Annotated in this window: 25 protein-coding genes; 15 read left to right on the top strand and 10 right to left on the bottom strand. The window is 59.3% G+C overall.

Annotated features, from left to right (window positions below):
• The first annotated feature begins 329 nt into the window (after window positions 1-329).
• Window positions 330-878 (top strand): RNA polymerase factor sigma-70, encoded by a 549-nt coding sequence (locus AC1MEW_RS13520; RefSeq protein WP_201205415.1) that lies wholly within the window; start codon window positions 330-332, stop codon window positions 876-878.
• A gap of 126 nt (window positions 879-1,004) precedes the next feature.
• Here AC1MEW_RS13520 and AC1MEW_RS13515 read toward each other — a convergent pair whose 3' ends face one another.
• From AC1MEW_RS13515 to AC1MEW_RS13505, 3 genes are all read right to left on the bottom strand, one after another.
• Window positions 1,005-2,018 (bottom strand): GNAT family N-acetyltransferase, encoded by a 1,014-nt coding sequence (locus AC1MEW_RS13515; RefSeq protein WP_323570302.1) that lies wholly within the window; start codon window positions 2,016-2,018, stop codon window positions 1,005-1,007.
• A 100-nt stretch (window positions 2,019-2,118) separates the two neighbouring features.
• Window positions 2,119-2,913 carry a substrate-binding periplasmic protein gene (locus tag AC1MEW_RS13510; protein WP_201255327.1) on the bottom strand — a complete coding sequence of 265 codons (795 nt, stop codon included), beginning with the start codon at window positions 2,911-2,913 and terminating at the stop codon, window positions 2,119-2,121.
• A 94-nt stretch (window positions 2,914-3,007) separates the two neighbouring features.
• Window positions 3,008-3,634: a TetR/AcrR family transcriptional regulator gene (locus AC1MEW_RS13505; protein ID WP_201205421.1), complete on the bottom strand. Its 627-nt coding sequence runs from the start codon at window positions 3,632-3,634 to the stop codon at window positions 3,008-3,010.
• 190 nt (window positions 3,635-3,824) lie between these two features.
• Between AC1MEW_RS13505 and AC1MEW_RS13500 the strand changes: the two genes are divergently transcribed.
• The 8 genes from AC1MEW_RS13500 to ppnP all read left to right on the top strand — a co-directional run bounded on the left by AC1MEW_RS13500 (window position 3,825) and on the right by ppnP (window position 13,194).
• Window positions 3,825-5,615 carry an acyclic terpene utilization AtuA family protein gene (locus AC1MEW_RS13500; RefSeq protein WP_480426635.1) on the top strand — a complete coding sequence of 597 codons (1,791 nt, stop codon included), beginning with the start codon at window positions 3,825-3,827 and terminating at the stop codon, window positions 5,613-5,615.
• A 12-nt stretch (window positions 5,616-5,627) separates the two neighbouring features.
• A complete protein-coding gene (locus tag AC1MEW_RS13495; RefSeq protein ID WP_201205425.1) occupies window positions 5,628-6,497 on the top strand; it encodes an SDR family oxidoreductase in 870 nt (289 codons plus the stop codon).
• 3 nt (window positions 6,498-6,500) lie between these two features.
• Window positions 6,501-8,117, top strand: a complete 1,617-nt coding sequence (gene atuC, locus AC1MEW_RS13490; protein WP_480426634.1) for a geranyl-CoA carboxylase subunit beta — start codon at window positions 6,501-6,503, stop codon at window positions 8,115-8,117.
• Between the two features lie 22 nt (window positions 8,118-8,139).
• A complete protein-coding gene (gene atuD / locus AC1MEW_RS13485; protein ID WP_480426633.1) occupies window positions 8,140-9,297 on the top strand; it encodes a citronellyl-CoA dehydrogenase in 1,158 nt (385 codons plus the stop codon).
• Complete coding sequence (locus tag AC1MEW_RS13480; protein ID WP_480426632.1) at window positions 9,294-10,091, top strand: enoyl-CoA hydratase/isomerase family protein; 798 nt, start codon at window positions 9,294-9,296, stop codon at window positions 10,089-10,091. Before atuD ends, AC1MEW_RS13480 begins: the two co-directional genes overlap by 4 nt.
• 119 nt (window positions 10,092-10,210) lie before the next feature.
• A complete protein-coding gene (locus tag AC1MEW_RS13475) occupies window positions 10,211-12,172 on the top strand; it encodes an acetyl/propionyl/methylcrotonyl-CoA carboxylase subunit alpha (RefSeq protein WP_323570301.1) in 1,962 nt (653 codons plus the stop codon).
• 125 nt (window positions 12,173-12,297) lie between these two features.
• Complete coding sequence (locus AC1MEW_RS13470; RefSeq protein ID WP_201205435.1) at window positions 12,298-12,840, top strand: 3'-5' exonuclease; 543 nt, start codon at window positions 12,298-12,300, stop codon at window positions 12,838-12,840.
• 69 nt (window positions 12,841-12,909) lie between these two features.
• On the top strand, window positions 12,910-13,194 hold the full coding sequence (gene ppnP, locus AC1MEW_RS13465) for a pyrimidine/purine nucleoside phosphorylase (RefSeq protein ID WP_201205437.1): 285 nt from the start codon (window positions 12,910-12,912) through the stop codon (window positions 13,192-13,194).
• Between the two features lie 69 nt (window positions 13,195-13,263).
• On the opposite strand, the gene AC1MEW_RS13460 is transcribed toward ppnP, so the two are convergent.
• Both AC1MEW_RS13460 and AC1MEW_RS13455 read right to left on the bottom strand, forming a co-directional pair.
• Window positions 13,264-14,070 (bottom strand): MOSC domain-containing protein, encoded by an 807-nt coding sequence (locus AC1MEW_RS13460; protein WP_480426631.1) that lies wholly within the window; start codon window positions 14,068-14,070, stop codon window positions 13,264-13,266.
• Between the two features lie 186 nt (window positions 14,071-14,256).
• Window positions 14,257-15,192 carry a chemotaxis protein CheV gene (locus AC1MEW_RS13455; protein WP_054052105.1) on the bottom strand — a complete coding sequence of 312 codons (936 nt, stop codon included), beginning with the start codon at window positions 15,190-15,192 and terminating at the stop codon, window positions 14,257-14,259.
• A gap of 443 nt (window positions 15,193-15,635) precedes the next feature.
• On the opposite strand from AC1MEW_RS13455, the gene AC1MEW_RS13450 reads away from it, so the two are divergent.
• From AC1MEW_RS13450 to AC1MEW_RS13440, 3 genes are all read left to right on the top strand, one after another.
• Window positions 15,636-16,106, top strand: a complete 471-nt coding sequence (locus AC1MEW_RS13450; protein ID WP_201205441.1) for a hypothetical protein — start codon at window positions 15,636-15,638, stop codon at window positions 16,104-16,106.
• Window positions 16,107-16,623: 517 nt separating this feature from the next.
• Window positions 16,624-17,517, top strand: coding sequence for a sensor histidine kinase (locus tag AC1MEW_RS13445; protein WP_201206733.1), 894 nt, complete (start codon window positions 16,624-16,626; stop codon window positions 17,515-17,517).
• A complete protein-coding gene (locus AC1MEW_RS13440; protein ID WP_201205443.1) occupies window positions 17,514-18,173 on the top strand; it encodes a response regulator in 660 nt (219 codons plus the stop codon). Before AC1MEW_RS13445 ends, AC1MEW_RS13440 begins: the two co-directional genes overlap by 4 nt.
• Here the strand turns inward: AC1MEW_RS13440 and yegS are convergent.
• On the bottom strand, window positions 18,157-19,074 hold the full coding sequence (gene yegS, locus AC1MEW_RS13435) for a lipid kinase YegS (protein ID WP_201205445.1): 918 nt from the start codon (window positions 19,072-19,074) through the stop codon (window positions 18,157-18,159). The genes AC1MEW_RS13440 and yegS overlap by 17 nt on opposite strands.
• A gap of 235 nt (window positions 19,075-19,309) precedes the next feature.
• On the opposite strand from yegS, the gene AC1MEW_RS13430 reads away from it, so the two are divergent.
• A complete protein-coding gene (locus tag AC1MEW_RS13430; protein ID WP_242486242.1) occupies window positions 19,310-19,576 on the top strand; it encodes a hypothetical protein in 267 nt (88 codons plus the stop codon).
• Between the two features lie 68 nt (window positions 19,577-19,644).
• Here AC1MEW_RS13430 and AC1MEW_RS13425 read toward each other — a convergent pair whose 3' ends face one another.
• Both AC1MEW_RS13425 and moaB read right to left on the bottom strand, forming a co-directional pair.
• Window positions 19,645-20,871 carry a molybdenum cofactor synthesis domain-containing protein gene (locus AC1MEW_RS13425; RefSeq protein WP_201255331.1) on the bottom strand — a complete coding sequence of 409 codons (1,227 nt, stop codon included), beginning with the start codon at window positions 20,869-20,871 and terminating at the stop codon, window positions 19,645-19,647.
• The gene (gene moaB, locus AC1MEW_RS13420) at window positions 20,855-21,394 is read right to left on the bottom strand and encodes a molybdenum cofactor biosynthesis protein B (protein ID WP_092279602.1); all 540 of its coding nucleotides are present in this window, start codon (window positions 21,392-21,394) and stop codon (window positions 20,855-20,857) included. Before moaB ends, AC1MEW_RS13425 begins: the two co-directional genes overlap by 17 nt.
• 81 nt (window positions 21,395-21,475) lie before the next feature.
• On the opposite strand from moaB, the gene mobA reads away from it, so the two are divergent.
• Complete coding sequence (gene mobA, locus AC1MEW_RS13415) at window positions 21,476-22,078, top strand: molybdenum cofactor guanylyltransferase MobA (protein ID WP_480426630.1); 603 nt, start codon at window positions 21,476-21,478, stop codon at window positions 22,076-22,078.
• Window positions 22,079-22,155: 77 nt separating this feature from the next.
• Complete coding sequence (locus AC1MEW_RS13410; protein WP_201191232.1) at window positions 22,156-22,377, top strand: YgdI/YgdR family lipoprotein; 222 nt, start codon at window positions 22,156-22,158, stop codon at window positions 22,375-22,377.
• Window positions 22,378-22,456: 79 nt separating this feature from the next.
• On the opposite strand, the gene AC1MEW_RS13405 is transcribed toward AC1MEW_RS13410, so the two are convergent.
• Both AC1MEW_RS13405 and AC1MEW_RS13400 read right to left on the bottom strand, forming a co-directional pair.
• Window positions 22,457-23,347, bottom strand: coding sequence for a pseudouridine synthase (locus AC1MEW_RS13405; RefSeq protein ID WP_323570466.1), 891 nt, complete (start codon window positions 23,345-23,347; stop codon window positions 22,457-22,459).
• A gap of 71 nt (window positions 23,348-23,418) precedes the next feature.
• A complete protein-coding gene (locus AC1MEW_RS13400; protein WP_480426629.1) occupies window positions 23,419-23,739 on the bottom strand; it encodes a transcriptional regulator in 321 nt (106 codons plus the stop codon).
• Window positions 23,740-23,864 lie beyond the last annotated feature (125 nt).

The raw sequence follows: 23,864 nt of genomic DNA, 5'->3' as shown, positions 1-23,864 counted from the left end.
TTTTCGTACGTCACGCTCATTTAGAGGGCGTGCAGGACGCGGTCTTCGCCGACCGCGCAAGGCTTGGGAATGCTGTTGTGGCCGGAACGTATCCGGACCCATTCACCAATGAGAACGATTGATGTCTTTAAATAATTAGTCCGCAGGCTTGAACCCAACCGGGCCGGGCCTGCCTGCGTGTCGCAGTTCGCACTCTGCACTTTTGTGGAGCATTAATTCTCTTTCTCAATTGACAATCATTATCATTCAACATAATTTGGCGCTCGATGTGTAGGACGGCTCCGAAACGCTTGTCGTCCCACAACCCTATTTGCAGCAAGGTGATTTCCATGACGGAACAAGTATCCACAGGCAGGTGCGATTCACCGCTACTTCAGGCCTTTGTCGACAACCGACTGATTCTGGTCAAAATTGCAGCCCGCATTACCGGCTGCCGGTCGCGGGCTGAAGACGTGGTGCAAGACGCGTTCTTCCGGCTGCAATCGGCGCCGCAGATCACCTCTTCATTCAAGGCCCAGCTGAGCTACCTGTTCCAGATCGTGCGTAACCTGGCGATCGACCACTACCGCAAACAGGCGCTGGAGCTGAAGTACTCGGGCCCAGAAGAAGAAGGTCTGAACGTGGTGATTCAGGGCGCTTCGCCGGAAACCTCGCACATCAACTTCTCGACCCTGGAACACATCGCCGACGCGCTGACCGAACTGCCGAGCCGCACGCGCTACGCCTTCGAGATGTACCGCCTGCACGGCGTGCCGCAAAAGGACATCGCCAAGGAACTCGGCGTCTCGCCGACCCTGGTGAATTTCATGATTCGGGATGCGTTGGTGCACTGCCGCAAAGTGTCGGGCAGTCGTGCGGATACGTTTGCCCGTCGGTAAGATCCGAAATTTCATCGCCCCCAATCGCGAGCAAGCTCGCTCCCACAGGTTCAGCGCAATCCCTGTGGGAGCGAGCCTGCTCGCGATGGCGGACTCAAGATCGCAACGGATCTTGAGTCCTACACCTCACGCCAATTTGCACCGATCAAAAAACCGCTCACGCCCCAGCACCATCAGCGCCGCGCGCTTGTGCGGGAAGTCGAACTCTTTTTCGCAGTGGAAACACTGGTTGTGCATATACCCGATCATCTTCGCGTTGTCGGCGCGAGGCTCGGCAACCACGTGCTGGGTGCGTGGATCGTCGAGAAACAGGTAATGCACCAGCGCCGATAACCAACTCGCGACTTTATGCGGGCCGCGATGCGCTTCTTCCCCCACCAGCATGTGAATGCCGCGGTCGTAATCGCCGGCGTCGTAGAACGGCGCGATGCGATCTTCCTTGGCCCAGTAGGCTTCAAAGTAAGCGAATGGCTGATCATCAAAACAACCGATCAGCGTCAAGGTGTGCGGGTCGGCATCGAGTTTGCTCAGGTACTCGCGATGCTTCTCGAGGCTGCCCTCTTCTTCCCAGAAACTCGCCACCCGCGGGCTGTTCTGCCAGCGATTAAACCGCGTCAGGTCATTTTCGATTTCCACTGTACGCAAGGAAACCCACGCACCGAGTCGCGCATCGAAACGTCGATAGACCTCGCCACGTGGTTTGGCCGGGCGTAATGGATGACGCTTGCCACCGCTGATGACCATCTGCTGCGGATAGCTGCCGGTCAGTGATTGCCCCAACCACGGCTGCGGCAACTGCCAGAACAAGGTGCGCTCACAGCGATACTCGCCAACCACGTCCGTCGGGATCAGCAAACCGCTGAGCAAGGCTTCGGTCGGTGCTTCATCCAGACGCCAGGTCAACTGCTGGCAGCCCGGGTCACGGGCAAACAACCAATAGCAAGCGGCCCAGAACGCCTGACTGGCAGGCAAACCAAAGCGCTCATCGACTTCGATGTGCAACTCGGGCTCGCGGCTCAGACGCAAGCGAATCAGCGGCTGCCCTTCCAGGCTGAGGCTCAGGCGGCTTTCGGTTTCATCGGCTACAAGACTGCGCCCTGACGGCAAGGCCAGGGCAGTCAGGTCATTCAGATTGGACATGGGTCGGGCTCACAGTAATCGTCGACAGTTCAACGATGTGACGTGAGCCGGGGCGGGAAATTTAAGCGAAGTGGTTAAATCCGCGACTTGCGGCACGCTTTCAGGTTTTGGGTACCGGCACCAAAGAGATTTTGTACGGCTCGAAAATCTTCAGCATCTGGCCGTTATCGCGCAAGCCTTGCAACAACTTGCTAAACGCCGGGCCACTGATCGGTGCAGCCGGACTGAGCAGTGCGTAATGGTGATAGACCTGATCGATGCGCTGGGACACCAGCAACTGATCGGCGACCTTCTCGTTGCGCAGCAGGTAATCGAACAGGTAAGAGCGCGTCACCAAGGCAATGTCCGCGCGCCCGCGCAGCACCATCAGCAGGTTGCTGTCGTGGGAATAGGTCAGCGTGGCGTTGTAGTTCTGCGCGAGGAATTTCGGGTCGGCATTGAAGTTGGCGAATTCGTAGTGATAACCGCTGAACAGGGCCAGGCGCTTGCCGGCGAGGTCGGCAAAGTAACTTTCACGACGATCAGGTTCGCGTTGCGCAACGAAAATCTCGGCGTCTTCCAGACCCATGTCGACGGTAGTGTGAGGAATGTCCTTCCAGCCCCAATCCGGGTTCTCGAAGATCGCCATGTCGACGCGACCTTGCTTGAAATCACCGAAACGCCGGGGAATGGAAGTGGGCACCAGTACAAACTGGTAATCGGTTTGCAACTGGTTCAAGGCTTCGACCAGTTGCGGCAGCAGACCGGTGTCGGCCCCGGACTCCGGGCGCACGGTGTAAGGCGGGAAATGCGCCGCACCGACCCGCACCTGTTGCGCAGCCTGGGAAGGCATTACCCAGACCACCGCAAGTGCCGTCAGCAATAACCGCGAGACCGTCCAAATTGGCGAAGACATCAAAAAAACCCACTCCCCGAAAAAAAATACCCATCAATTCATTCAAGCTAGGCGGTTTCGCCTGTTTATCCAGTTTATTGTTGAGATAGACGTCTCATGGCTTCTCCTCAAGCACCAGAATCAACGCTTCATCAGCCAATTGATCAAGGCTCATGCTGCCACCGGCGCGAAACCAGGTGGTGGTCCAGGACAAGGCGCCCGTCAGGAACCGTCGAGTGATGAACACATCACCGCGAATAAAACCGGCGTCCTTGGCCTCGCCCAGCACATGCAACCAGATGTCTTCATAAATGTCCCGCAGCGCCAGTACCTGGGCCTGCCCTTCTTCGGATAACGACCGCCATTCGTAGACCAGCACCGCCATGGCTTCGCCGCTACCGCCCATGATCGACTGCAACTCGCAACGAATCAGCGCCAGCACCCGTTCACGCACGTTGGCCGCGTCGGCCAGGGCGGCGCGCATCAGCGCGGTGTTGTAGCGAATGGTTTCCTCCATCACGGCGCGCAGGATCTCGTCCTTGCTTTTGAAGTGATGAAAAATACTGCCCGACTGAATGCCCACCGCGCCGGCCAGGTCGCGCACGGTGGTGCGTTCAAAGCCTTTGTTGCGGAACAGGTGAGCCGCCACTTGCAGCAGTTTGCCACGGGCGCTGTCCGGGTCGGTCAATTGGCCGTTGTCGACCAATTCGCGCATCACCCTCAGGGCTTTTTGCTCGTCCACCCGTTCTCTCCTACAGTCGTTCAGTCAAATACGCTACTCGCCGTTAAAACAGCGGGGTTGCGCGGGCAATTTAAGCTGGGCGGGGCGACCAAGCAAGCGCTTGGGAAGAAGATATTTCAGGCGTTTACAAACCAAGCGCTTGCTTGGTAGTCTCAAGCCACTTCTGTCGGACATGACCATGGAGTTGACCGTGCCAAAAACTATCCGCATCGGTTGTGCCAGTGCCTTCTGGGGCGACACCTCAACCGCCGCCGCGCAACTGGTGCAAGGCGGGCGCCTGGACTACCTGGTGTTCGATTATTTGGCCGAGATCACCCTGTCGATCATGGCCGGCGCACGGATGAAAGATCCCCAGGCCGGTTACGCCAGTGACTTCATTGAAGTGCTCAGCCCCCTCCTCACTCAACTCGCCGAACATAAAATTCGCGTCATCAGCAATGCCGGCGGGGTTAATCCGCAAGCCTGCGCGGCAGCCCTGCAAGCGGCGTGCGACAAGGCCGGTGTGGCGCTGAAAATCGCCGTGCTGTTGGGTGATGACCTGCAACCGCAATTCAAACAGCTGAGCAGTCAAGGCATTCACGAAATGTTCAGCGACGCGCCATTGCCGCCGATGTGTGTGTCCACCAACGCCTACCTCGGCGCACCGGGCATCGTCGAAGCCTTGCGTTTGGGCGCGGACATTGTGATCACCGGGCGGGTGGTCGACAGCGCCGTGGTCAGCGCTGCGCTGGTACATGAATTCGGCTGGTCCTGGCACGACTACGACAAACTGGCCCAGGCCGCACTGGCCGGGCACATCATCGAATGCGGCGCCCAGTGCACCGGCGGCAACTTCACCGATTGGCGCGAGGTGCCGGACTACGAGCACATCGGTTTCCCCATCGTCGAAGTCAGCGCCGACAGCCAGTTCATCGTCAGTAAACCCGAAGGCTCCGGTGGGCTGGTCACGCCACTGACCGTCGGCGAACAGATGCTCTATGAAATCGGCGACCCGCGGGCCTATCTGCTACCGGACGTGGTCTGCGACTTCAGTCAGGTCAAACTTCAGCAACAGGGTAAAAATGCGGTTCAGGTGCACGGCGCCAAAGGCTTGCCGCCCACCGATCAGTACAAGGTCAGCGCCACTTACCCGGACGGTTTCCGCTGCACCGCCAGTTGCCTGATCGCCGGGATCGATGCGGTGGACAAGGCCCGGCGTGTCAGCGAAGCGATCATCAACAAGACTTCAGAGATCTTCAGCCAGCGCGGCTGGGCACCCTACAGCGAAGTGAACATCGAACTGCTCGGCACCGAGGCCACCTACGGGCCCCACGGCCAGCGCCAGGACAGCCGCGAAGTGGTGATCAAACTCGCCGTGCGCCATCCAAGCAAACAAGCGTTGATTGTGTTTTCCCGGGAAATCGCCCAGGCCGCCACTGGCATGGCACCGGGGCTTACCGGGATCATCGGCGGGCGTCCGACGGTGTATCCGCTGATCCGGCTGTTTTCGTTCCTGATCGACAAAAGTACCTGCACGCTGGACATTGATCTGCAGGGTCAGCGCCATCCCTGCGCCTTGCCGACGCTTGAGCCGCTGGACACAAACGCCCTGCCCGCCCCCCACGAACTGCCCAAACCCCAGGGCCGGGCCGACGCCAGTGTTGCGTTGGTCAAACTCGCGGTGGCCCGTTCCGGCGACAAGGGCAATCACAGCAACATCGGGGTCATGGCACGTCAGCCGCAGTTCCTGCCGTGGATCGCCGAAGCGCTGACACCGGAAGTGATCGTCGACTGGATGAGCCACGTGCTCGACCCGGTCCACGGACGTGTCGGGCGCTGGTACCTGCCCGGCACCCACAGTTTGAATTTTCTGCTGGAAAACGCCCTCGGCGGTGGTGGCGTGGCCAGTCTGCGGATCGACCCGCAAGGCAAGGCCTTCGCCCAGCAACTGCTGGAGATCCAGATTCCGGTGCCCCAGAGCATCGCCGACCAGGTCAATTAGAGGACCGCTGCCATGGCTTACGACTCGATTTTCAAACCCGACCTGTTCGCTGGCCAGACCATCATTGTCACCGGCGGCGGCAGCGGCATTGGCCGTTGCACCGCCCACGAACTGGCAGCGCTCGGCGCCCATGTGCTGCTGGTGGGACGCAAGGCCGAGAAACTCAAAAGCGTTGCCATCGAGATTATCGAAGACGGTGGCAAGGCTGACTGGAAGGTCTGCGACATTCGTGAGGAAGACGCGGTCAAGCATCTGGTCAGTGAGTTGATCCGCCAATACGGACCGATTCACGGCCTGGTCAACAATGCCGGCGGGCAGTTCCCGTCGGCCTTGGCCTCGATCAACCAGAAGGGTTTCGAAACCGTGATGCGCACCAATCTGGTGGGCGGTTTCCTGATGGCCCGAGAAGTCTTCAACCAGTCCATGAGCAAGCACGGCGGCAGCATCGTCAACATGCTCGCCGACATGTGGGGCGGCATGCCCGGCATGGGCCACTCGGGCGCGGCGCGCTCGGGCATGGATAATTTGACCAAGACTGCTGCGTTCGAATGGGGTTATGCCGGGGTGCGGGTCAATGCCGTGGCGCCGGGCTGGATCGCGTCCAGCGGCATGGACACTTACGAAGGCGCGTTCAAGGCCGTGATCCCGACCCTGCGCGAACATGTGCCACTCAAGCGCATCGGCACCGAATCGGAAGTCAGTGCAGCGATTGTTTTTCTACTCAGCCCCGCAGCGGCGTTTGTCAGCGGCAGCACCTTGCGCATCGACGGTGCCGCGAGCCTTGGCGGTCGGGCGTGGCCGATCCACAAGGCACAAAACAGCGAATCGTATAACGGCTTTCACCGGGCGTATTTGCCGGACGTGCTCAAGGACAAGGAATAAGCCATGCCGGTTATCCAGTCGCAAATCGACCCTTTCAGTGAACAGTTCGCCCGCAATCGAGCGGCGATGCTGGTCGGCATCGAGCACGTCCGCCAGCTCGAACAAAACCTGCTGAACAAGGCCGCCGAAGCCAAGGCAAAATTCGACAAACGCGGGCAGTTGCTGCCCCGTGAGCGCCTCAATCTGCTGCTCGACCCCGGTGCACCGTTCCTCGAACTGGCGAGCCTGGCCGGCTACAAATTGCACGACGACAAGGACGGCAGTTCCGCCGGCGGCGGCTTGATTGCCGGGATCGGCTACGTCTCCGGCGTGCGGGTGCTGGTGGTGGCGAACAACAGTGCGATCAAGGGCGGGACCATTTCCCCCAGCGGTTTGAAAAAGTCCCTGCGCCTGCAACAGATCGCCATGGAAAACAAACTGCCGGTGATCACCCTCGCCGAGAGCGGTGGCGCCAACCTCAATTATGCCGCCGAGATTTTCGTCGAAGGCGCCCGCAGCTTTGCCAATCAGGCGCGGATGTCGGCCATGGGTTTACCGCAGATCACCGTGGTCCACGGCTCGGCCACGGCGGGCGGTGCCTATCAGCCGGGGTTGTCGGATTACGTGGTGGTGGTGCGCGGCAAAGCCAAGATGTTTCTCGCCGGCCCGCCGCTGCTCAAGGCCGCCACCGGTGAAGTCGCCAGCGATGAGGAACTGGGTGGCGCCGAGATGCACGCGCAAACCGCCGGCACCGCCGAATACCTGGCCGAGAACGACGCCGACGGCGTGCGCCAGGTGCGCGAAATTCTCAGTCTGTTGCCGTGGAACGATCAACTGCAATGGTTACCCGAACGTCAGTGGAAAGAACCGCTCTACCCCATCGACGAACTGCTGGGGCTGATCCCGGATGATCCGAAAAAACCCTACGACGTGCGTGAAATCATCGCCCGGATTGCTGACGGCTCGAACTTCCTCGAATTCAAGGGAGAGTTCGATCAGCAGACTGTTTGCGGCCACCTGCACATTCAGGGCCGCGCCTGCGGCTTTATCGGTAACAACGGTCCGATCACGCCCAAGGGCGCGAGCAAAGCGGCGCAGTTCATTCAGCTCTGCGACCAGAGCCAGACACCGCTGCTGTTTTTCCACAACACCACGGGGTTCATGGTCGGCACCGAATCGGAACAGCAAGGGGTGATCAAGCACGGCGCAAAGATGATTCAAGCGGTGGCCAATGCCCGAGTACCGAAACTGACCATCGTCGTCGGTGGCTCCTACGGTGCCGGCAACTACGCGATGTGCGGCCGTGGCCTCGATCCGCGGTTCATCTTCGCCTGGCCCAACAGCCGCACTGCAGTCATGGGTGGCGCTCAGGCCGGCAAGGTGCTGCGGATCGTCACCGAGGCCAAGCAGCTCAAGGATGGCCTAGTGCCGGACCCGAAAATGCTCGACATGCTGGAGCAAGTCACCGCGCAAAAACTCGACAGCCAATCCACCGCGCTCTACGGCAGCGCCAGTTTGTGGGACGACGGGCTGATCGATCCGCGGGATACCCGCACCTTGCTCGGGTATTTGCTGGATATCTGCCAGGAGGCCGAGGTTCGGCCGCTGCAAGCCAACAGTTTTGGTGTAGCCCGCTTCTAGGGCGTTCAGGAGAACAATAAAAATGATCTTCACCCAGGAACACGAAGCACTGCGCCGCACCGTTCGCCAATTCGTCGATCACGAGATCAACCCGCACGTCGAGGAATGGGAAAAAGCCGGGCGCTTTCCGATCCACGAGATCTTCCGCAAGGCTGGCGATCTTGGCCTGCTGGGCATCTCCAAACCGGAAAAATTCGGTGGCATGGGCCTCGACTACAGCTATTCGATCGTCGCCGCCGAAGAGTTCGGCACCATCCATTGCGGCGGGGTCCCGATGTCCATCGGCGTGCAGACCGACATGTGCACCCCGGCCCTCGCCCGCTTCGGCTCCGATGAATTGCGTGAAGAGTTCCTGCGCCCGGCGATCACCGGCGAGCAGGTCGGCTGCATCGGCGTCTCGGAAGTCGGCGCCGGTTCCGATGTCGCCGGGTTGAAAACCACCGCCCGAAAGGATGGCGACGACTATGTAATCAACGGCAGCAAGATGTGGATCACCAACTCACCGAGTGCTGATTTCATCTGCCTGCTGGCCAACACCTCGGACGATAAACCACACATCAACAAGTCGCTGATCATGGTGCCGATGAATGCACCCGGGATCAGCCTCAGTTCGCACCTGGACAAGCTCGGCATGCGCAGTTCGGAAACCGCCCAGGTGTTTTTCGACAACGTACGCGTGCCGCAACGCAATCGCATCGGCCATGAAGGCGCGGGTTTCATGATGCAGATGTTGCAGTTCCAGGAGGAACGCTTGTTCGGCGCGGCGAACATGATCAAAGGCCTGGAGTACTGCATCGATAGCACCATCGAGTACTGCAAGGAGCGCAAAACCTTTGGCAATGCGCTGATCGACAACCAGGTCATTCACTTTCGCCTGGCTGAGCTGCAAACCGAAATCGAATGCCTGCGGGCGCTGGTTTATCAGGCGACCGAGCAGTACATCAAAGGCCAGGACGTCACCCGCCTGGCTTCGATGGCCAAACTCAAGGCTGGCCGGCTCGGCCGGGAAGTCAGTGACAGTTGCCTGCAATACTGGGGCGGCATGGGTTTCATGTGGGACAACCCGGTAGCCCGGGCCTACCGCGACGTGCGGCTGGTGTCGATCGGCGGCGGCTCTGACGAAATCATGCTCGGGATCATCTGCAAACTCATGGGCACCCTGCCCGGGAAAAAGAAATGAACACCCTGCCGGTTTGCCAGACACTGCTGCTCGAGTCCCACAATGGCGTGCTGCACATCACCCTCAATCGCCCGGAAAGCCGCAACGCCATGAGCTTGCAGATGGTCGCCGAACTGCGCGCGGTGCTGGCGGCGGTGAGCGAGGACCGAACCGTTCGCGCCTTGGTGATCGGCGGTGCCGGCGGACACTTCTGCGCGGGCGGCGACATCAAGGACATGGCCAACGCCCGGGCTCAAGGCCCGAGCGCTTATCGCGACCTGAATCGAGCGTTCGGTGCGCTGCTGCAAGAAGTGCAACATGCTCCGCAAGTGGTGATCACGGTGCTGCAAGGCGCAGTGTTGGGCGGTGGCTTGGGGCTGGCCTGTGTCAGCGACGTTGCGCTGGCCGACCATCAAGCGCAGTTCGGCTTGCCGGAAACCAGCCTCGGCCTGCTACCGGCGCAGATCGCACCGTTCGTGGTCCAACGCATCGGTCTGACCCAGACCCGAAGACTGGCCCTGACCGCAGCGCGATTCGACGGCACCCACGCCCGGCGAATGGGCCTGGTGCATTTTGTCGAGCATGACGCGCAAGCCCTGGCCGAGCGTCTTGATGAAGTGCTGGCCCATGTGTTGTGCTGCGCGCCGGGGGCGAATGCGCTGACCAAAAAGCTCTTGCTGGCAAGTGCCGGACCGACTTGCGATGCGCTGCTGGATCAGGCGGCCGAGTGGTTTAGCGAGGCGGTGACCGGGGACGAGGGTATCGAAGGGACCATGGCATTCGTGCAAAAACGTAAACCGGGGTGGGCCTCTTAAAAGCTTCGCGGGCAAGCCTCGCTCCCACAGGGGTTATGTGTCGTTCACAAACCTTGTAGGAGCGAGGCTTGTCCGCGAAGAGGCCATCACATTCACCGCACAACAAAAGGGAACGCCCCATGCCCGGATTCAGCAAAATCCTGATCGCCAACCGCGGTGAAATCGCCTGCCGCATCCAGCGCACCGCCCAGGCCCTGGGCTACCGCACGGTCGCCGTCTTCAGCGACGCCGACGCTGATGCCCTGCACGTGCAAATCGCCGACGAAGCCGTGAACATCGGCCCGGCGCCTGTACAGCAGTCGTACCTGAACATCCCGGCAATCATCGATGCCGCCCGCCGCACCGGCGCCGATGCGATACACCCCGGCTACGGCTTCCTTTCGGAAAACGCCGGCTTCGCCCTCGCCTGCCAGCAAGCCAGCATCACCTTCATCGGCCCGAGCCCCGAAGCCATCGAGCTGATGGGCAGCAAGCGCCTGTCAAAACTCGCCATGATCGACGCGGGCGTACCCTGCATCAAAGGCTATCAGGGTGCCAAACAGGACGACGCGACCCTGAGCCGTGAAGCCGAACGCATCGGCTATCCGCTGATGATCAAGGCCAGCGCCGGTGGTGGCGGACGCGGCATGCGCCTGGTACACGACGCGGGTGATCTGCTGGAGCAACTGCGCACCGCACGTTCCGAGGCCCTGCACGGGTTTGGCAGCGATGAGCTGATCCTCGAACAGGCGCTGATCGATCCGCGTCACGTTGAGGTTCAGGTGTTCGGTGATCAGCACGGCAACCTGATCTACCTTGGCGAGCGCGACTGTTCAATCCAGCGCCGGCATCAGAAAGTCATCGAGGAAGCGCCTTGCCCGGTCATGACCGTCGAACTGCGCCAAGCCATGGGCGAAGCGGCGCTCAAGGCCGGGCGAGCGGTGAATTATGTGGGCGCTGGCACGGTGGAGTTCCTGCTCGATGCTCGCGGGCAGTTTTACTTTCTGGAGATGAATACCCGACTGCAGGTGGAACACCCAGTGACCGAACTGATCACCGGCCTGGACCTGGTTGCCTGGCAACTGCACGTCGCTGAAGGCCTGCCGCTGCCGCTGCGTCAGGATCAGGTGCAGCTCAATGGGCATGCCATTGAAGTGCGCCTGTACGCCGAAGACCCTGCCCAAGGATTCCTGCCGCAGACCGGGCATATCGACGCCTGGGAGCCGGCGCTGCAACACGGCGTACGAATCGACCATGGCCTGATCGAAGGCCAGAACGTCAGCGTCTTTTATGATCCGATGCTGGGCAAACTCATCGCCCACGGCGCCACTCGCGAAGAAGCCCGGCGTAAGTTATTGCGGGCGGTGCAGGACAGCGTGCTGCTGGGCATTCAGAGCAATCAACGCCTGCTCGCCAGCCTGCTGGAGCATCCGCAATTCATCCGTGGCGAATTCAGCACCGGTTTTATCCCGACGCACTTCGCCGACCACCCCTGCCTGCATGCCCACGTCCCGAGCGCCGAAGAACTGGCCATCGCGGCGGCGCTGTTCTATCAGGCATCAGCGCAACATCACGCGGCCCCTTTGGCCGGTTGGCGCAACAACGCCAGCGTGCCATTGCACTATCGCATCGGTGTAGAGGACCAGGACTGGACCGTAGAACTGAACGCGGTGCCTGACGCGCCCTTCCGGCTTCGGATCGGCGACCGGACGCTCGAATTGAAGCTCATCCACTGCGACAGCCGTTGGACCACCCTGGAAATCGACGGCATCCGCCAGCGTCACGCCTATCGCCTCGACGCCGGGCAACTCTGGCTGTTCACCCGCCCCGGCAGCCTGCGGCTGGTGGATCGCACTCAGTTGCCGGTCAGCAGCCAGGCTAGCGTCGGCTCCGGCACGCTCAAGGCACCGATGGACGGGGCGATCATCGACGTATTGGTCAGCGAGGGCAGCACGGTCAGCAAGGGGCAATTGCTGGTGGTGCTGGAGGCCATGAAAATGGAGCATCCGCTCAAATCCGGGATCGACGGCGTGCTCAAACGCTTGCAAGTCAGGGTTGGCGATCAGGTTAAAAATCGTCAGATTTTGTTGGAGGTCGAATAAGGTGCCAGGGGGCGTTCTCAATTAGTTTCCACGCGCGGAAACTAATTGAGAACGCCCCCTAGGCGGATCCGCCGGGTTTGGCTACGCTCAAGCCCTATCGGGACGCGGATACCAGGAACCCTGCGATGCCTCACTGGTTGGTCATTGATCTGGAAGCCACCACCGATGAGGGCGGCTGGCCAGTCACAGAAATGGAAATCATCGAAATCGGTGCCACCCTGGTGGACCGAAAAGGTCGAGAACTGGATCAGTTCCAGCGTTTCGTACGCCCGACGCGCCGGCCTTTGCTGACGCCGTTTTGCCGGGAACTGACCCACATCACCCAGGCCAACATCGATGCGGCGCAGCCGTTGGTCGAGGTCTGGGACGCGTTCGAGCACTGGCTCACCCAGCATCACTCGCGCTTGGAAGGCTGGGCCAGCTGGGGCGATTACGACCGCCAACAATTGGTTCAGGAATGGCAACGCCTGCAACTCGACAGCTTTTTGAGCCAAGTGCCGCACATGAACCTCAAGCAGCGATTCGCCAAGGCGCGTCGACTGGATCGACCGCTGGGGCTCAACGGCGCGCTGCAACTGGCGGGCATGCAATTCAATGGTCAGCAGCATCGGGCACTGGAAGACGCACGCAATACGGCGCGGTTATTACCGCTGATTCTTCCCATCTAGGAAGGTGACGGCGCAAGGGGCGTTGTGCATACTGGCCGGCCCTTTTAAGCCCTTTTCGAGGAATCGCCCATGTTTAAAGTCAACGAGTACTTCGACGGCACCGTCAAGTCGATCGCCTTTGGCACCGCACAAGGTCCAGCGACTATCGGCGTCATGGCACCGGGCGAATACGAATTCGGTACCAGCCAGCGTGAAATCATGCACGTGGTGACCGGCGCTCTGACTGTCAAACTGCCAGACAGCACCGACTGGGAAACCTTCGCCGCCGGCAGCCAGTTCAACGTGCCTGCCAACAGCAAGTTCCAGCTGAAAGTGGCCGTCGACACCGCTTACCTGTGCGAATACCGCGGCTAAAACCCTGGGTTTCACAGCAAAAAAAATGCCCGTGTCTAACGACACGGGCATTTTTCGTTTGCAGCCTTTTTACTCGAGAATGGTCACCGGCATACCGACTTCAAGTCGACCATTGCTGTCGTTGACCAGGTTCTGGCCAAACATCGCGCCGTCCGCCTCTGCGCGATACTTCTGCAAAGTGGCCAGCGGCTCGCGATCATCGCTGCGCTCACCGGTCTTCGGATCAATCGTCGTCAGAATGCAGCGCGAGCACGACTTGACCACCCGGAACTCGACGTCGCCGATGCGAATGCGCTTCCAGCCGTCTTCAGCAAATGCTTCGCTGCCCTCGATCACCAGATTGGGCCGAAAGCGCAGCGTCTCCAGCGGACGACCCACCTTGCTCGACAAGTCTTCCAGTGACGCCTGGCCGATCAGCAATAGCGGGAAACCATCGGCGAACGCTACCTGATCATCATCCTTGCCGTAGCCGGCCTCGGTGGTGCGCGCGCGATCCAGCGGCACTTGTACCAGTCGTGTTGGTTTTCCAATGAATCGGCTGACCCAGGCACCGGCCGCGTCGCCAGCATCGGGCACCCGCAGGGTGTCACGCCAAATGGTTACGCCACGCAGTTCGGCGTCGCTGCCGGGCAAGGCAATATCGATCGGTGAGTGGCCAGGAGCATTGAGGGTCAAGCCACCGTCGGCATTCCACAGCGCCGACAGCTGACTCATCTGCGCCACTGCGCGCTGGGTCAGGAAGCGTCCGCTGGCCTCGTCCACCAACATCCAGCGTCGATCCCCGTCCAGGCCCAGTTTGTCGAGGCTGACCTGTTGCAGGGTCTCGCCCTTGGCGGATTTCAACGGATAACGATAAAGCGCGCTCAGACGCAGCATGGCCAGCTCCCTGGTGGGCAAAAACGCCACCCTATACGAGCTTGATCGCCGAATCAAAGGCTGAGAACACTACATACCTTGTGGGAGCGGGCTTGCTCGCGAAAGCGGTGTGTCAGTCAACATTGATATCGACTGACACGGCCTCTTCGCGAGCAAGCCCGCTCCTACAGGTAGGCCAAGTCGTTATCAGGCCGGCACTTCGTCGAGCATCAGGCGTTGGCGCACCACATCGACGAGTTTGTCGGGCTGAAACTTGGAGAGGAAGTTGTCGCAACCGACTTTCTTGACCATCGAATCGTTGAAACTGCCGGACAACGAGGTGTGCAGGACCACATAAAGGCCACGCAGGCGCGGATCGTTACGGATTTCGGTGGTCAGGCGATAGCCGTCCATTTCCGGCATTTCCGCATCGGTGAAGATCATCAGCAGTTTGTCGGTCATGACAACGCCGGTATCGGCCCAGGCTTTAAGCATGTTCAGGGCTTTCAGGCCGTCGCTGGCGATATGCATCTTCACGCCCAACTGGCCGAGGGTGTCGCGCAATTGCGACAGCGCCACGTTGGAGTCGTCCACCAGCAGCACTTCACGGCCACGAGCACGTTCCAGAACCGGGTCATCCAGTTTGTCCTTGGACACCTTGGCGTTGTACGGAACGATTTCGGCGAGGACTTTTTCCACGTCGATGATCTCCACCAACTGGTCATCGACCTTGCTGATGGCGGTCAGGTAATGCTGGCGACCGGCGCTGGTCGGCGGCGGCAGAATGGCTTCCCAGTTCATGTTGACGATGCGGTCCACGCCACCGACCAGGAACGCCTGCACCGAACGGTTGTACTCGGTGACGATGATGGTACTGGTAGGGCTTGGCACCAGTGGACGCATGCCGATGGCCTGGGACAAGTCGATGACCGGCAGGGTCTGGCCACGCAGGTTGACCACACCGCAGACAAACGGATGGCGCTGGGGCATCAGGGTCAGTTTCGGCAGTTGCAGCACTTCCTGAACCTTGAACACGTTGATCGCGAACAATTGCCGCCCGGCCAACCGGAACATGAGAATTTCCAGGCGATTCTCACCCACCAGTTGCGTGCGTTGGTCTACCGTGTCGAGAATGCCGGCCATTAATGACTCCTGGGCTTGTTCTGATGAATTCACTAAAGAGGGTTATCGGCTGTTATTGCCGGACCTTGACCCTCAGACAAAATGCCATGCCCAGCCATTGATGTCACATTAACATCATGCTTTACTGACCCGGTGATTTTCATCACTCCTGATTCCCTGACGCGCGACCTCGGTTTGCACGTTAGGTTCCCCTGCGTAAGGGATTCCCCTAGTAACAATCAGGCCCAACCTGATATTCGCAATATCCAATAGCCATTAATGTGACGCCATTCTCATTGCATGAACGGAGTCAGGCTTTTGTGTGCGATCGCAGGTCAGTGGCCCTCCACCCTCTCGAGTTCTCCAGCGTGCGCAATAGCCTGCCGGGGTGCGTTCGCGCAAAAACTCGTGATTATCGACACGCACGACATTCCCTCATCTGACATGACGTTGTGGAGATAAGCATGCCGTACGACCATAAAGAGGGCGCTCAACGGCTTCCCGAGTTTCTCGTCGAGGCTGAAACACTCCTGGCTAAATCCGAGGAATGTCTCTGTCATCTGCAACTGATCAGCAATGACACCGACGCCATTGACTGCATGCTCAGCACCCTCCTGAAGCTGGCGAACAAGGCCGATGCCCTGGCCCTGGAAGCGGTTTCAGAGTTTTCGCTGCATATTCATGGCTTGTTGAATCACGCCCAACACCACATGGCCCTGAACGATCAAGCTCTCGATGCGCTGAAAGACTGCTTTACGCTGATGGCCTGGCAACTTGAACTCATCGATCAGAAAACCGGACAGTTGACCCTCGATGACAGCGAGCAAGCGTCTTTGATTGAGGCGTTTGCCTTTCAACTCGGGCAAAACCGTTTTCAGCCACCCGCCCACGCCAAGCCGCTCACCCTCGTGGCCTTCTCGGAACGGCAAGCTTAGATTTGCCGGCCAACTAGGCGTTGCCTGGTTTTCTTAATACCCAGACCCGACTCAATAACTTGAGCGCACCTGTCGCAATTGAAACTTTCTTACCTGTCAGCGACAGCACTAAACAAATAATTGTTTCTGTCGCGCAAGGACTATTGCTCTAGCACTCAGGTAATACCTGACCATAAAAATAAATGGCCAATTACCTTCGGCATCCTCGCGTGACAATAACCACACTTTTTCCATTATGGAACTAACGTCCAGAACAGCTGAATTCCTGACTGTCTGGACATATATACCAAACGCGACCAACGGTATCTTAAGTGGTATTATGCCGCCCATTAGTTGGCTTCAATTAATGGCGTCGTGATTCCAGACGAGAGCGGCTCGATAAACTTCAAGGCCGATTTCAACCACTGGTTTCACCCCTTGAAGTCGCTGTTTCACCCAATAGTTTTTTTCAGACAGAGATCCGTCAGGCCCCCCTGACCGATTTTCCCGCAGCGAACATCCATTGGCTCCATCCGCTATGTACGCCAGCCTCAAGTCAATCACCACGTGGCCACCTTCCAGAGAAAACGCGCGTCGGTTCACTCTGGTGCTATGTACCTGCTCAGCACTTGGCAGCCTGTTGGTCTATGGCCTGTCCACTCAACTGCCGGCGGGTCTGCTGGTGCTCAATCTGGCAGCACTTGCCTGCGTCTGGGTCGGGCATCGCCTCTCGCGCAAATCAATAAAGTTTCAGCCACAAGAGCTGGCCGATCGGCTTCTGGAAGTACAGGAAAACGAACGCCATCGGCTCAGCCGGGAGTTGCACGACGACATCGGCCAGTTACTGACGGCAGCGAAACTTCAAAGCGAATGGCTCAAACGTCGGCTACCCGAAGACCTGCAGGACCAGTGCTCGACGCTCTGCGATACCCTGGAAGAAACGTTGACCAAGGTGCGTGACGTGTCGGCTATCCTCAACCCCCGGCAACTGACCAGTCTTGGGCTGGAAGCCAGTTTGCGGGCACACTTGCTCAAGACCCTGGCCAATACGTCGGTGCACTGGAGCCTGGAGTGTCATCAGCGCTTGACCGGGCTCTCTGAAGAAATGGCCCTGGCAGCCTTCCGGATTACTCAGGAAGCGGTGACCAATATCCTGCGCCACGCCGAGGCCAGAAATTTATTGGTACGCCTGCAACGCCTGCCTCAGGGCCTGACATTGCTGATCAGCGACGACGGCCAGGGCTTTGAGCCCGCGGTAAACCCCGCGCGTGAAGGGCAGCGCGGAATGGCCGGGATGTCGGAACGGATCGATCAATTGGGCGGGACCTTGACCGTGACCAGCGAGCCGGGCAAAGGCACTCAAATCGAAGCACTTTTCCCCTGGGCGCCCCGCGCACTCGAGCGGGCCAGCACGAATAAGGTTCTGCGTTGACTTGTAACTTACTTCTGGTGGATGACCACTCGCTTATCCGGGCAGGCGTGCGCGCTCTGGTGCTGGATATTCCCGGCTACGCGGTCGTTGGCGAGGCCAATGACGGCTCGCAACTGCTGGAGATGGTCGAGCAACTGTCCCCGGACATCGTCCTGTTGGATATTTCCATGAAGGAAACCGGCGGCCTCGAAGCCTTGCAACGACTCAAAAGAGTTCGCCCACAAAGCAAAGTACTGATCCTGTCGATGCACACCGACCCGACACTGATCATGCAAGCTTTGGAGTCCGGCGCCCACGGTTATTTGCTCAAGGACACCACGGCCACCGAGCTCGAACACGCACTGGACGCCTTGCGCAATAACGAACGCTATCTGAGCCCGGCCATTGCCCACACGGTGATCAACCAGGCACTGACGCGCACTCAGAAAAACCAGCCGACTATTGCGGACTCTCACAACCTGACGGCCCGTCAGCTGGAAATCCTGCGCCTGATCGTTCGCGGCAAATCCACCCGGGAAATCGCCAACGGTCTGGGCCTGAGTATCAAGACTGTCGAAACCCACCGCTCGCAGATCATGAAACGCTTGCAGATCTACGACGTGGCGGGCCTAGTGCTGTTTGCCGTGCGCGAACAGATCATCAGCCTGGATGATTGACAGCCGGCGATGAACCCAGCAGCGGTGAGTTAGGCGGCAAATGCACACGCAATGCCGCCTCACGCGCCTCGAAACGCAAGCTGTCCCCCTCCAGAGGCTCACCATCAAGGTTGATGTGCAGGCCTTCCGAGACTTTGATCTCGACCCACGGCAAACGGGCTCGCACGAACATGTTGTCGATGCCGAAGCCATCGGCCAGCAGGTTTTTCAAGGTGCCTACCACCTCCTGCGGCGCTGGCAGAATGCTGATATCCAGCAATCCATCGTCAACCAGCGCTTGCGGGCACAGCACACGACCACCACCGGCCTGTCGGCCATTTCCGATACCCAGTGCCAACAGCTCGCCACGCCAGTAAAAGTCCGGTCCCTGCAATTCGCCATAGGCCGCATGCAATTCACTGAAGCGCGATAAACCGGTGAACAGGTACGCCGCCCCGCCCAGAACCTTTTTCAGGTCCTCCGACGTATTGGCCGTGACATTACTGCCAAAACCGCCAGTGGCCATATTCAGAAACACTTGTCCGTCTACCTCTCCCAGGTCGATGGAGACCGGGGCGCTGTCCAGAAGCTCCAGTGCCCGGGCAGGCTCCAGAGAGATGCCGGCGGCGCGCGCAAAATCATTAGCGGTACCCAATGGCATCAGCACCAGGCTGGACTCGTTCGAATGCGCGGCCATGGCCTCGGCGATATCGCGCAAGGTGCCATCGCCGCCGCCGGCAATGATCTGCGTATAACCCGCTGCCAGCGCTTCACCCACCAGACGCTGGGCGTCGCCCGCCTCCCAAGTCAGCCGAACGGCCAGATTCCAGCCCTCCTTGCGCTTGCCTTCGACGGCCGCGCGCACGTCTTCGTTGAGTGCCTGCTTGCCATGCAGAATCAACAGCGCCTTGCGCTCATCCATTGCGATAACTCCCCATGATTGGAATCCGTATGGGAGATGTTGACCTCACAGGCACCGAAAAAAGTCAGCGGATCTTGAATTAATTCAGGCCTCGGCGCCTCGCGTCCTACAGAGCGGGATATTTTCTTACAAAACGTGAGGAATCGGCTCAATTGACCGAGCCTGGTGATTGGTACACCTTTGGAGGCCTGCGGTTTCAATCACCAAAATACATACACACAAGGATGTGCACGCAATGAATGCAAACGCCTTAAGGGCTCATCAGGCTGAATTCAAAAACAGCGCAAAACCCACTGGAGAAGTTGATATGGAACCTCGCGTCATTGAACTGGAGACACACCTCAAGTACATCCGCAGGGACATGGATGAGGTGCGTGGTGACGTGAGATCCATCAAACACCGACTGGCCTATTCCACCGGTGCAACGGCCGTGATCCTGGGACTTCTGGGGTGGGTCGCCAACAGCCGGTTCGAACAGGTCGTAACGCTCCTGGCGCATTAAGCGGCATGGATGCACGCAAGACCCGGCTCATGCTACCGGGGCTTGCGTTGGTCAGCCAACAGCAGGCATCAGCTCAAGACTTCACTCAGGGGAATGAAATTGACGTATTCACCCTCGATCAGCGTCCGGTCCTCCAGCACTTCAACCAGGCCCTCGGCCCAAGCGGCGCTGCGTAGTACCCCGGAACTCTGGTTCCTGTAGATGGTTGCCCGACCATTCTCGAGACGCCCGCGCAGGTACTCGCGTCGATTGCCGGCCTTGGGCCAGACAAACCCTGCCAGCACTGGGAACTTCAGCGGTTCGACGTCTTTGACGCCTTGACGGCGAAAGATATAAGGCCGCGCCAGCAAGGCAAAGGTCACTAGCGTCGACGCCGGGTTACCCGGCAAACCAATCACCGGCACACCACGGAAATGCCCGAACGTCAGCGGTTTACCAGGCTTGATGGCGAGCTTCCAAAGCGTCAGTTCGCCCTCTTCGCGCAAGGCTATGCCGAGGAAATCAGCTTCGCCCACTGATACACCACCCGTGGACAAAATCAGGTCGACATCCGTCAGCTCGCTTAAACGAGCGCGAGTTATTTCCAGATCATCCACCAGGATGCCGGCGTCAATGACCTCGCAACCCAAACGCTGCAACCAGCTACAGAGCAACACGCGATTACTGTTGTAGATCTGCCCCGGGCCCAGGGCCCGACCGGGTTCGACCAGTTCATCGCCGGTGGACAGCACCGCGACGCGAACCTTGCGCACCACATCAAGCTCGGCACAGCCCAGTGATGCCGCCAAGCCCTGCTCGATCGGTCCAAGACGCGTGCCCGCCGACAAGACCAACTCGCCGACGGTGGTTTCCTGGCCTTGCGGACGAATGTTTTGACCCGCCGTCATGGCCTCGGAGAACACTACGCGTTCGTCTGCCCGAACCTCAGCGTTCTCCTGCATTTCCACGCAGTCCGCACCCTCCGGCACCGGCGCGCCGGTGAAGATTCGTGCGCAAGTCCCAGGCTGCAAGGGTTGCGGTGCCTGGCCAGCAAAAATCCTCTGGCTAACCACCAACGGTTCGCCGGTCCAATCGGCTAGGCGCAGGGCATAACCGTCCATGGCACTGTTGGGCCAGGGCGGTAAATCCAGCGTCGAGATCAGATCGTCCGCCAACACTCGACCCTGAACCTGCGCCAGCGGCAGGCGTTCACGTTCACGAATCGGCGCCGCTTCGGCCATTTCCAGCAAACGCGCGAGCGCCACTTCGACTGGCATCAAACTGCCGGTCTTGCCAGGCTTACCCGCGGGATTCACAGGGTGCCGCCTGTTTCAGATGAGGGACGAAATTGCACGGACGGTGCCGCGAATCCAGTTGTTCGGCGAGGATGCCATCCCAACCAGTACGCACGGCATTGGTCGAGCCCGGCAAGCAGCACACCAGCGTGCCGTTGGCCAGACCGGCCAGGGCTCGGGACTGCACGGTCGAGGTACCGATGTCTGCCACCGAAATCTGCCGGAACAGCTCGCCAAAACCATCGACCTGTTTATCCAGCAGGCAACTCACCGCTTCCGGCGTGCTGTCGCGGCCGGTGAACCCGGTGCCGCCAGTGATCAGCACCACCTGCACGACATCGTCGGCAATCCAGGTGGCGACTTGCGCACGAATTTTGTAGAGATCATCTTTAAGCAGCACCCGCGCCGCGAGGTTATGACCGGCAGCGCTCAGGCGGTCGACGAACACCTGGCCTGAAGTGTCGGTTTCCAGGGTACGGGTATCACTGACAGTCAGCACCGCGATGTTGAGCGGTGCGAAAGGTACATCAGCCTTGGCTTTCATAGGCTCGTCCAGTTGTAGGGGAAACAGCCCGGTGTTATATCACAGCACCTCATTTTTTTGCCGCCCCCAGGGAGAGTTGCCATGACGTCAAATACACCGCTGTCGCTGTGTTCCATTCTGCTCCTGGCGGGAGGGCGCGGCCAACGCATGGGCGGCCAGGACAAGGGGTTGATCGAATGGCATGGCGAACCGCTGATTGCCCACCTGCACCGTAAGACCCGTGCACTCAGCGATGACCTGATCATCTCCTGCAACAGAAACCAGGAAAAATATGCGCCGTACGCCGACCGATTGGTCGTTGATGATCACACCGATTTCCCTGGGCCTCTGGCCGGTATTCGTGCTGGCCTGAAGGCCGCCCGCCATCCGCACCTGCTGGTGTTGCCCTGTGATGTGCCGCGTATTGATGCAGCGCTGCTGCAAAGCATGCGCGAAACGGCCGGGCTTCATCCGGACAAGCCGCTAATGCTGCGCCACGGCGAACATTGGGAGCCGTTGCTGTGCGTTATCCCCGTCGCCCTTTTAGATGCGTTCGAAAACGCCTGGAACGAGGGTGAACGCAGCCCGGGCCGGATCATGCGCCAGCTCGGCGCCATTGCCCTGCAATGCCCTGACAATGACCCTCGCCTGGCCAACCTGAACACCCCCGAACTGTTAAGTGCACATAACACTGTGTCAGACTGACACGAGAAGGAACTTGCGCGCGTTGCATACGTCTACAAGCTCAGTAACCAAAAGAATTCATATTCGGAGACACGCTCATGACTCAACGGACCCTCGCCACATTCATGCTCGCACTGGGCCTTGCCACCCTCGCCGGTTGCGCATCGCCAACAGTGATCACCTTGAATGACGGTCGTGAAATCCAGGCCGTCGACCAGCCTAAATTCGATTCCGAGTCGGGTTTCTACGAGTTCGAACAGCTGGATGGCAAGCACACTCGCATCAACAAGGATCAGGTTCGTACTGTTAAAGAGTTGTAATCTTTGCGGTGATAACCGGATACAGAAAAGCCCGCGAAATGCGGGCTTTTTCGTGGGCGAAGCATAGTGCGGCGACCGATCACCACTGCAAGGTGATGGTGCTTTCGAAGGCCCGCTCCTGACCGGTGACCGGGTCCACAAAGCGCAGTCCCTGGGCCAGCAATTTCAGGGGGTTGGCGTAATCATCCTCGACGTCCTTGAGCACCTGTGGGTAGAACGGATCATTGCAGATACTCGCGCCCAAAGCCGTCATGTGCACGCGCAACTGGTGCTTCTTGCCGGTGACCGGATAGAGCCCGTAACGCCAGAGTTCGCCGTTTTTCTCCCTGACCTCGACCGCCGTCTCGGTGTTGCTGACGCCCGGACCTTCCTGCATGCGAAAGAACGGTTCGCCATCGACAAGCCGGCTTTTATGGACCAACGGAAAGGCCAGCTCAGGCAACGCCGGGGCAATGGCCTCGTAGCGTTTTTCGATTTGCCGCGTTGGGAACAACGACTGATACGCCGAACGCGTCTGAGGATTGGCTGAAAACAGCACGAGCCCCGCGGTATGCCGGTCGATGCGGTGCAAAGGCACCAAGTGGGGATTATCCAAGCGGTGGATCAGCCGCCGTAGCAGAGTCTGCTCCACGTATTCGCCAGCCGGCGTTACGGGCAGAAAGTGCGGTTTGTCCGCGACTACCAGATGTTCGTCGGCGTACAGGATCGACTCGATCACCGGAATAGGTTTTTCGTCCGGCACCTCACGAAAATAGTGAATCCGCAGACCTTCCTTGTAGGCCAGGTCAAGGGCGATTGGCAGGCCTTGTCCGTCGAGGACACGACCGCGAGCGATCCGGTCCAGCCACTGTTCACGACCAATTGCGCGAAAGTGCTCGCACAGGCAATCGAGGACGGTCTGCCACGGGCCGGGTGGCAAGTAGAGGGTGCTGGCCTGGCTGTGTGCAGCAGAAAAAGACGAAGTGGACATACGAAAGCTCTAACCCTCAATGCAGGGCGGCATTATCCAACAGTGACCGGAGCGAACCTAGCGAAGAATCCTCAAGCCGGGATCGACTGGGTCCGCGCGGCAGCCTCAGTGAACTCCTTGAGCCAGCGCAATACATCCACCGCTTCCCAGCGGCCGGGATCGTAAAGCGCATACATCAAGCCTTGATAACCCACGACATCCAGTTGCCGGTGATAGCCCGCGCGCTGGAACAAGGCTTCGATTTCGGCGAAACAGGTGTTGAAATGCAGCTTGTTGAACGGGGTTTTACCTTCGGTGACCAGGCCATCCAGACGCAATTCGAGGACCGCCTCGCGCACCACGTCGGCCGACATCCGGTTCAAGCTGTTCTTCAATTGTTCGACATTGACCACGGTTCATCCCTCTGACTCACGGGATCACCTGGCCAACTCCGAAAGAGAAGGATGCAGGGCAGGCAATCCGAATAACTGTACAGACATACAGTAACCGAATAACCTGTTTTGCGCCAATGGATGAA

Source organism: Pseudomonas sp. ASL4 (genome assembly GCF_056680395.1).
The sequence above is the reverse complement of the archived record's forward strand: the minus strand, read 5'-3'. Positions and strand labels throughout refer to the sequence as shown.

Bases quoted from the DNA above. Each gene is read 5' to 3' on its own strand.
- moaB (WP_092279602.1), bottom strand. From the start codon at position 21,394: ATGAAAGCCAAGGCTGATGTACCTTTCGCACCGCTCAACATCGCGGTG.
- AC1MEW_RS13510 (WP_201255327.1), bottom strand. From the start codon at position 2,913: ATGTCTTCGCCAATTTGGACGGTCTCGCGGTTATTGCTGACGGCACTT.
- AC1MEW_RS13445 (WP_201206733.1), top strand. From the start codon at position 16,624: ATGTACGCCAGCCTCAAGTCAATCACCACGTGGCCACCTTCCAGAGAA.
- AC1MEW_RS13475 (WP_323570301.1), top strand. From the start codon at position 10,211: ATGCCCGGATTCAGCAAAATCCTGATCGCCAACCGCGGTGAAATCGCC.
- AC1MEW_RS13460 (WP_480426631.1), bottom strand. From the start codon at position 14,070: ATGCTGCGTCTGAGCGCGCTTTATCGTTATCCGTTGAAATCCGCCAAG.
- atuC (WP_480426634.1), top strand. From the start codon at position 6,501: ATGCCGGTTATCCAGTCGCAAATCGACCCTTTCAGTGAACAGTTCGCC.
- AC1MEW_RS13455 (WP_054052105.1), bottom strand. From the start codon at position 15,192: ATGGCCGGCATTCTCGACACGGTAGACCAACGCACGCAACTGGTGGGT.
- AC1MEW_RS13480 (WP_480426632.1), top strand. From the start codon at position 9,294: ATGAACACCCTGCCGGTTTGCCAGACACTGCTGCTCGAGTCCCACAAT.
- atuD (WP_480426633.1), top strand. From the start codon at position 8,140: ATGATCTTCACCCAGGAACACGAAGCACTGCGCCGCACCGTTCGCCAA.
- AC1MEW_RS13410 (WP_201191232.1), top strand. From the start codon at position 22,156: ATGACTCAACGGACCCTCGCCACATTCATGCTCGCACTGGGCCTTGCC.
- AC1MEW_RS13520 (WP_201205415.1), top strand. From the start codon at position 330: ATGACGGAACAAGTATCCACAGGCAGGTGCGATTCACCGCTACTTCAG.
- mobA (WP_480426630.1), top strand. From the start codon at position 21,476: ATGACGTCAAATACACCGCTGTCGCTGTGTTCCATTCTGCTCCTGGCG.
- AC1MEW_RS13450 (WP_201205441.1), top strand. From the start codon at position 15,636: ATGCCGTACGACCATAAAGAGGGCGCTCAACGGCTTCCCGAGTTTCTC.
- yegS (WP_201205445.1), bottom strand. From the start codon at position 19,074: ATGGATGAGCGCAAGGCGCTGTTGATTCTGCATGGCAAGCAGGCACTC.
- AC1MEW_RS13470 (WP_201205435.1), top strand. From the start codon at position 12,298: ATGCCTCACTGGTTGGTCATTGATCTGGAAGCCACCACCGATGAGGGC.
- AC1MEW_RS13495 (WP_201205425.1), top strand. From the start codon at position 5,628: ATGGCTTACGACTCGATTTTCAAACCCGACCTGTTCGCTGGCCAGACC.
- ppnP (WP_201205437.1), top strand. From the start codon at position 12,910: ATGTTTAAAGTCAACGAGTACTTCGACGGCACCGTCAAGTCGATCGCC.
- AC1MEW_RS13515 (WP_323570302.1), bottom strand. From the start codon at position 2,018: ATGTCCAATCTGAATGACCTGACTGCCCTGGCCTTGCCGTCAGGGCGC.
- AC1MEW_RS13430 (WP_242486242.1), top strand. From the start codon at position 19,310: ATGAATGCAAACGCCTTAAGGGCTCATCAGGCTGAATTCAAAAACAGC.
- AC1MEW_RS13405 (WP_323570466.1), bottom strand. From the start codon at position 23,347: ATGTCCACTTCGTCTTTTTCTGCTGCACACAGCCAGGCCAGCACCCTC.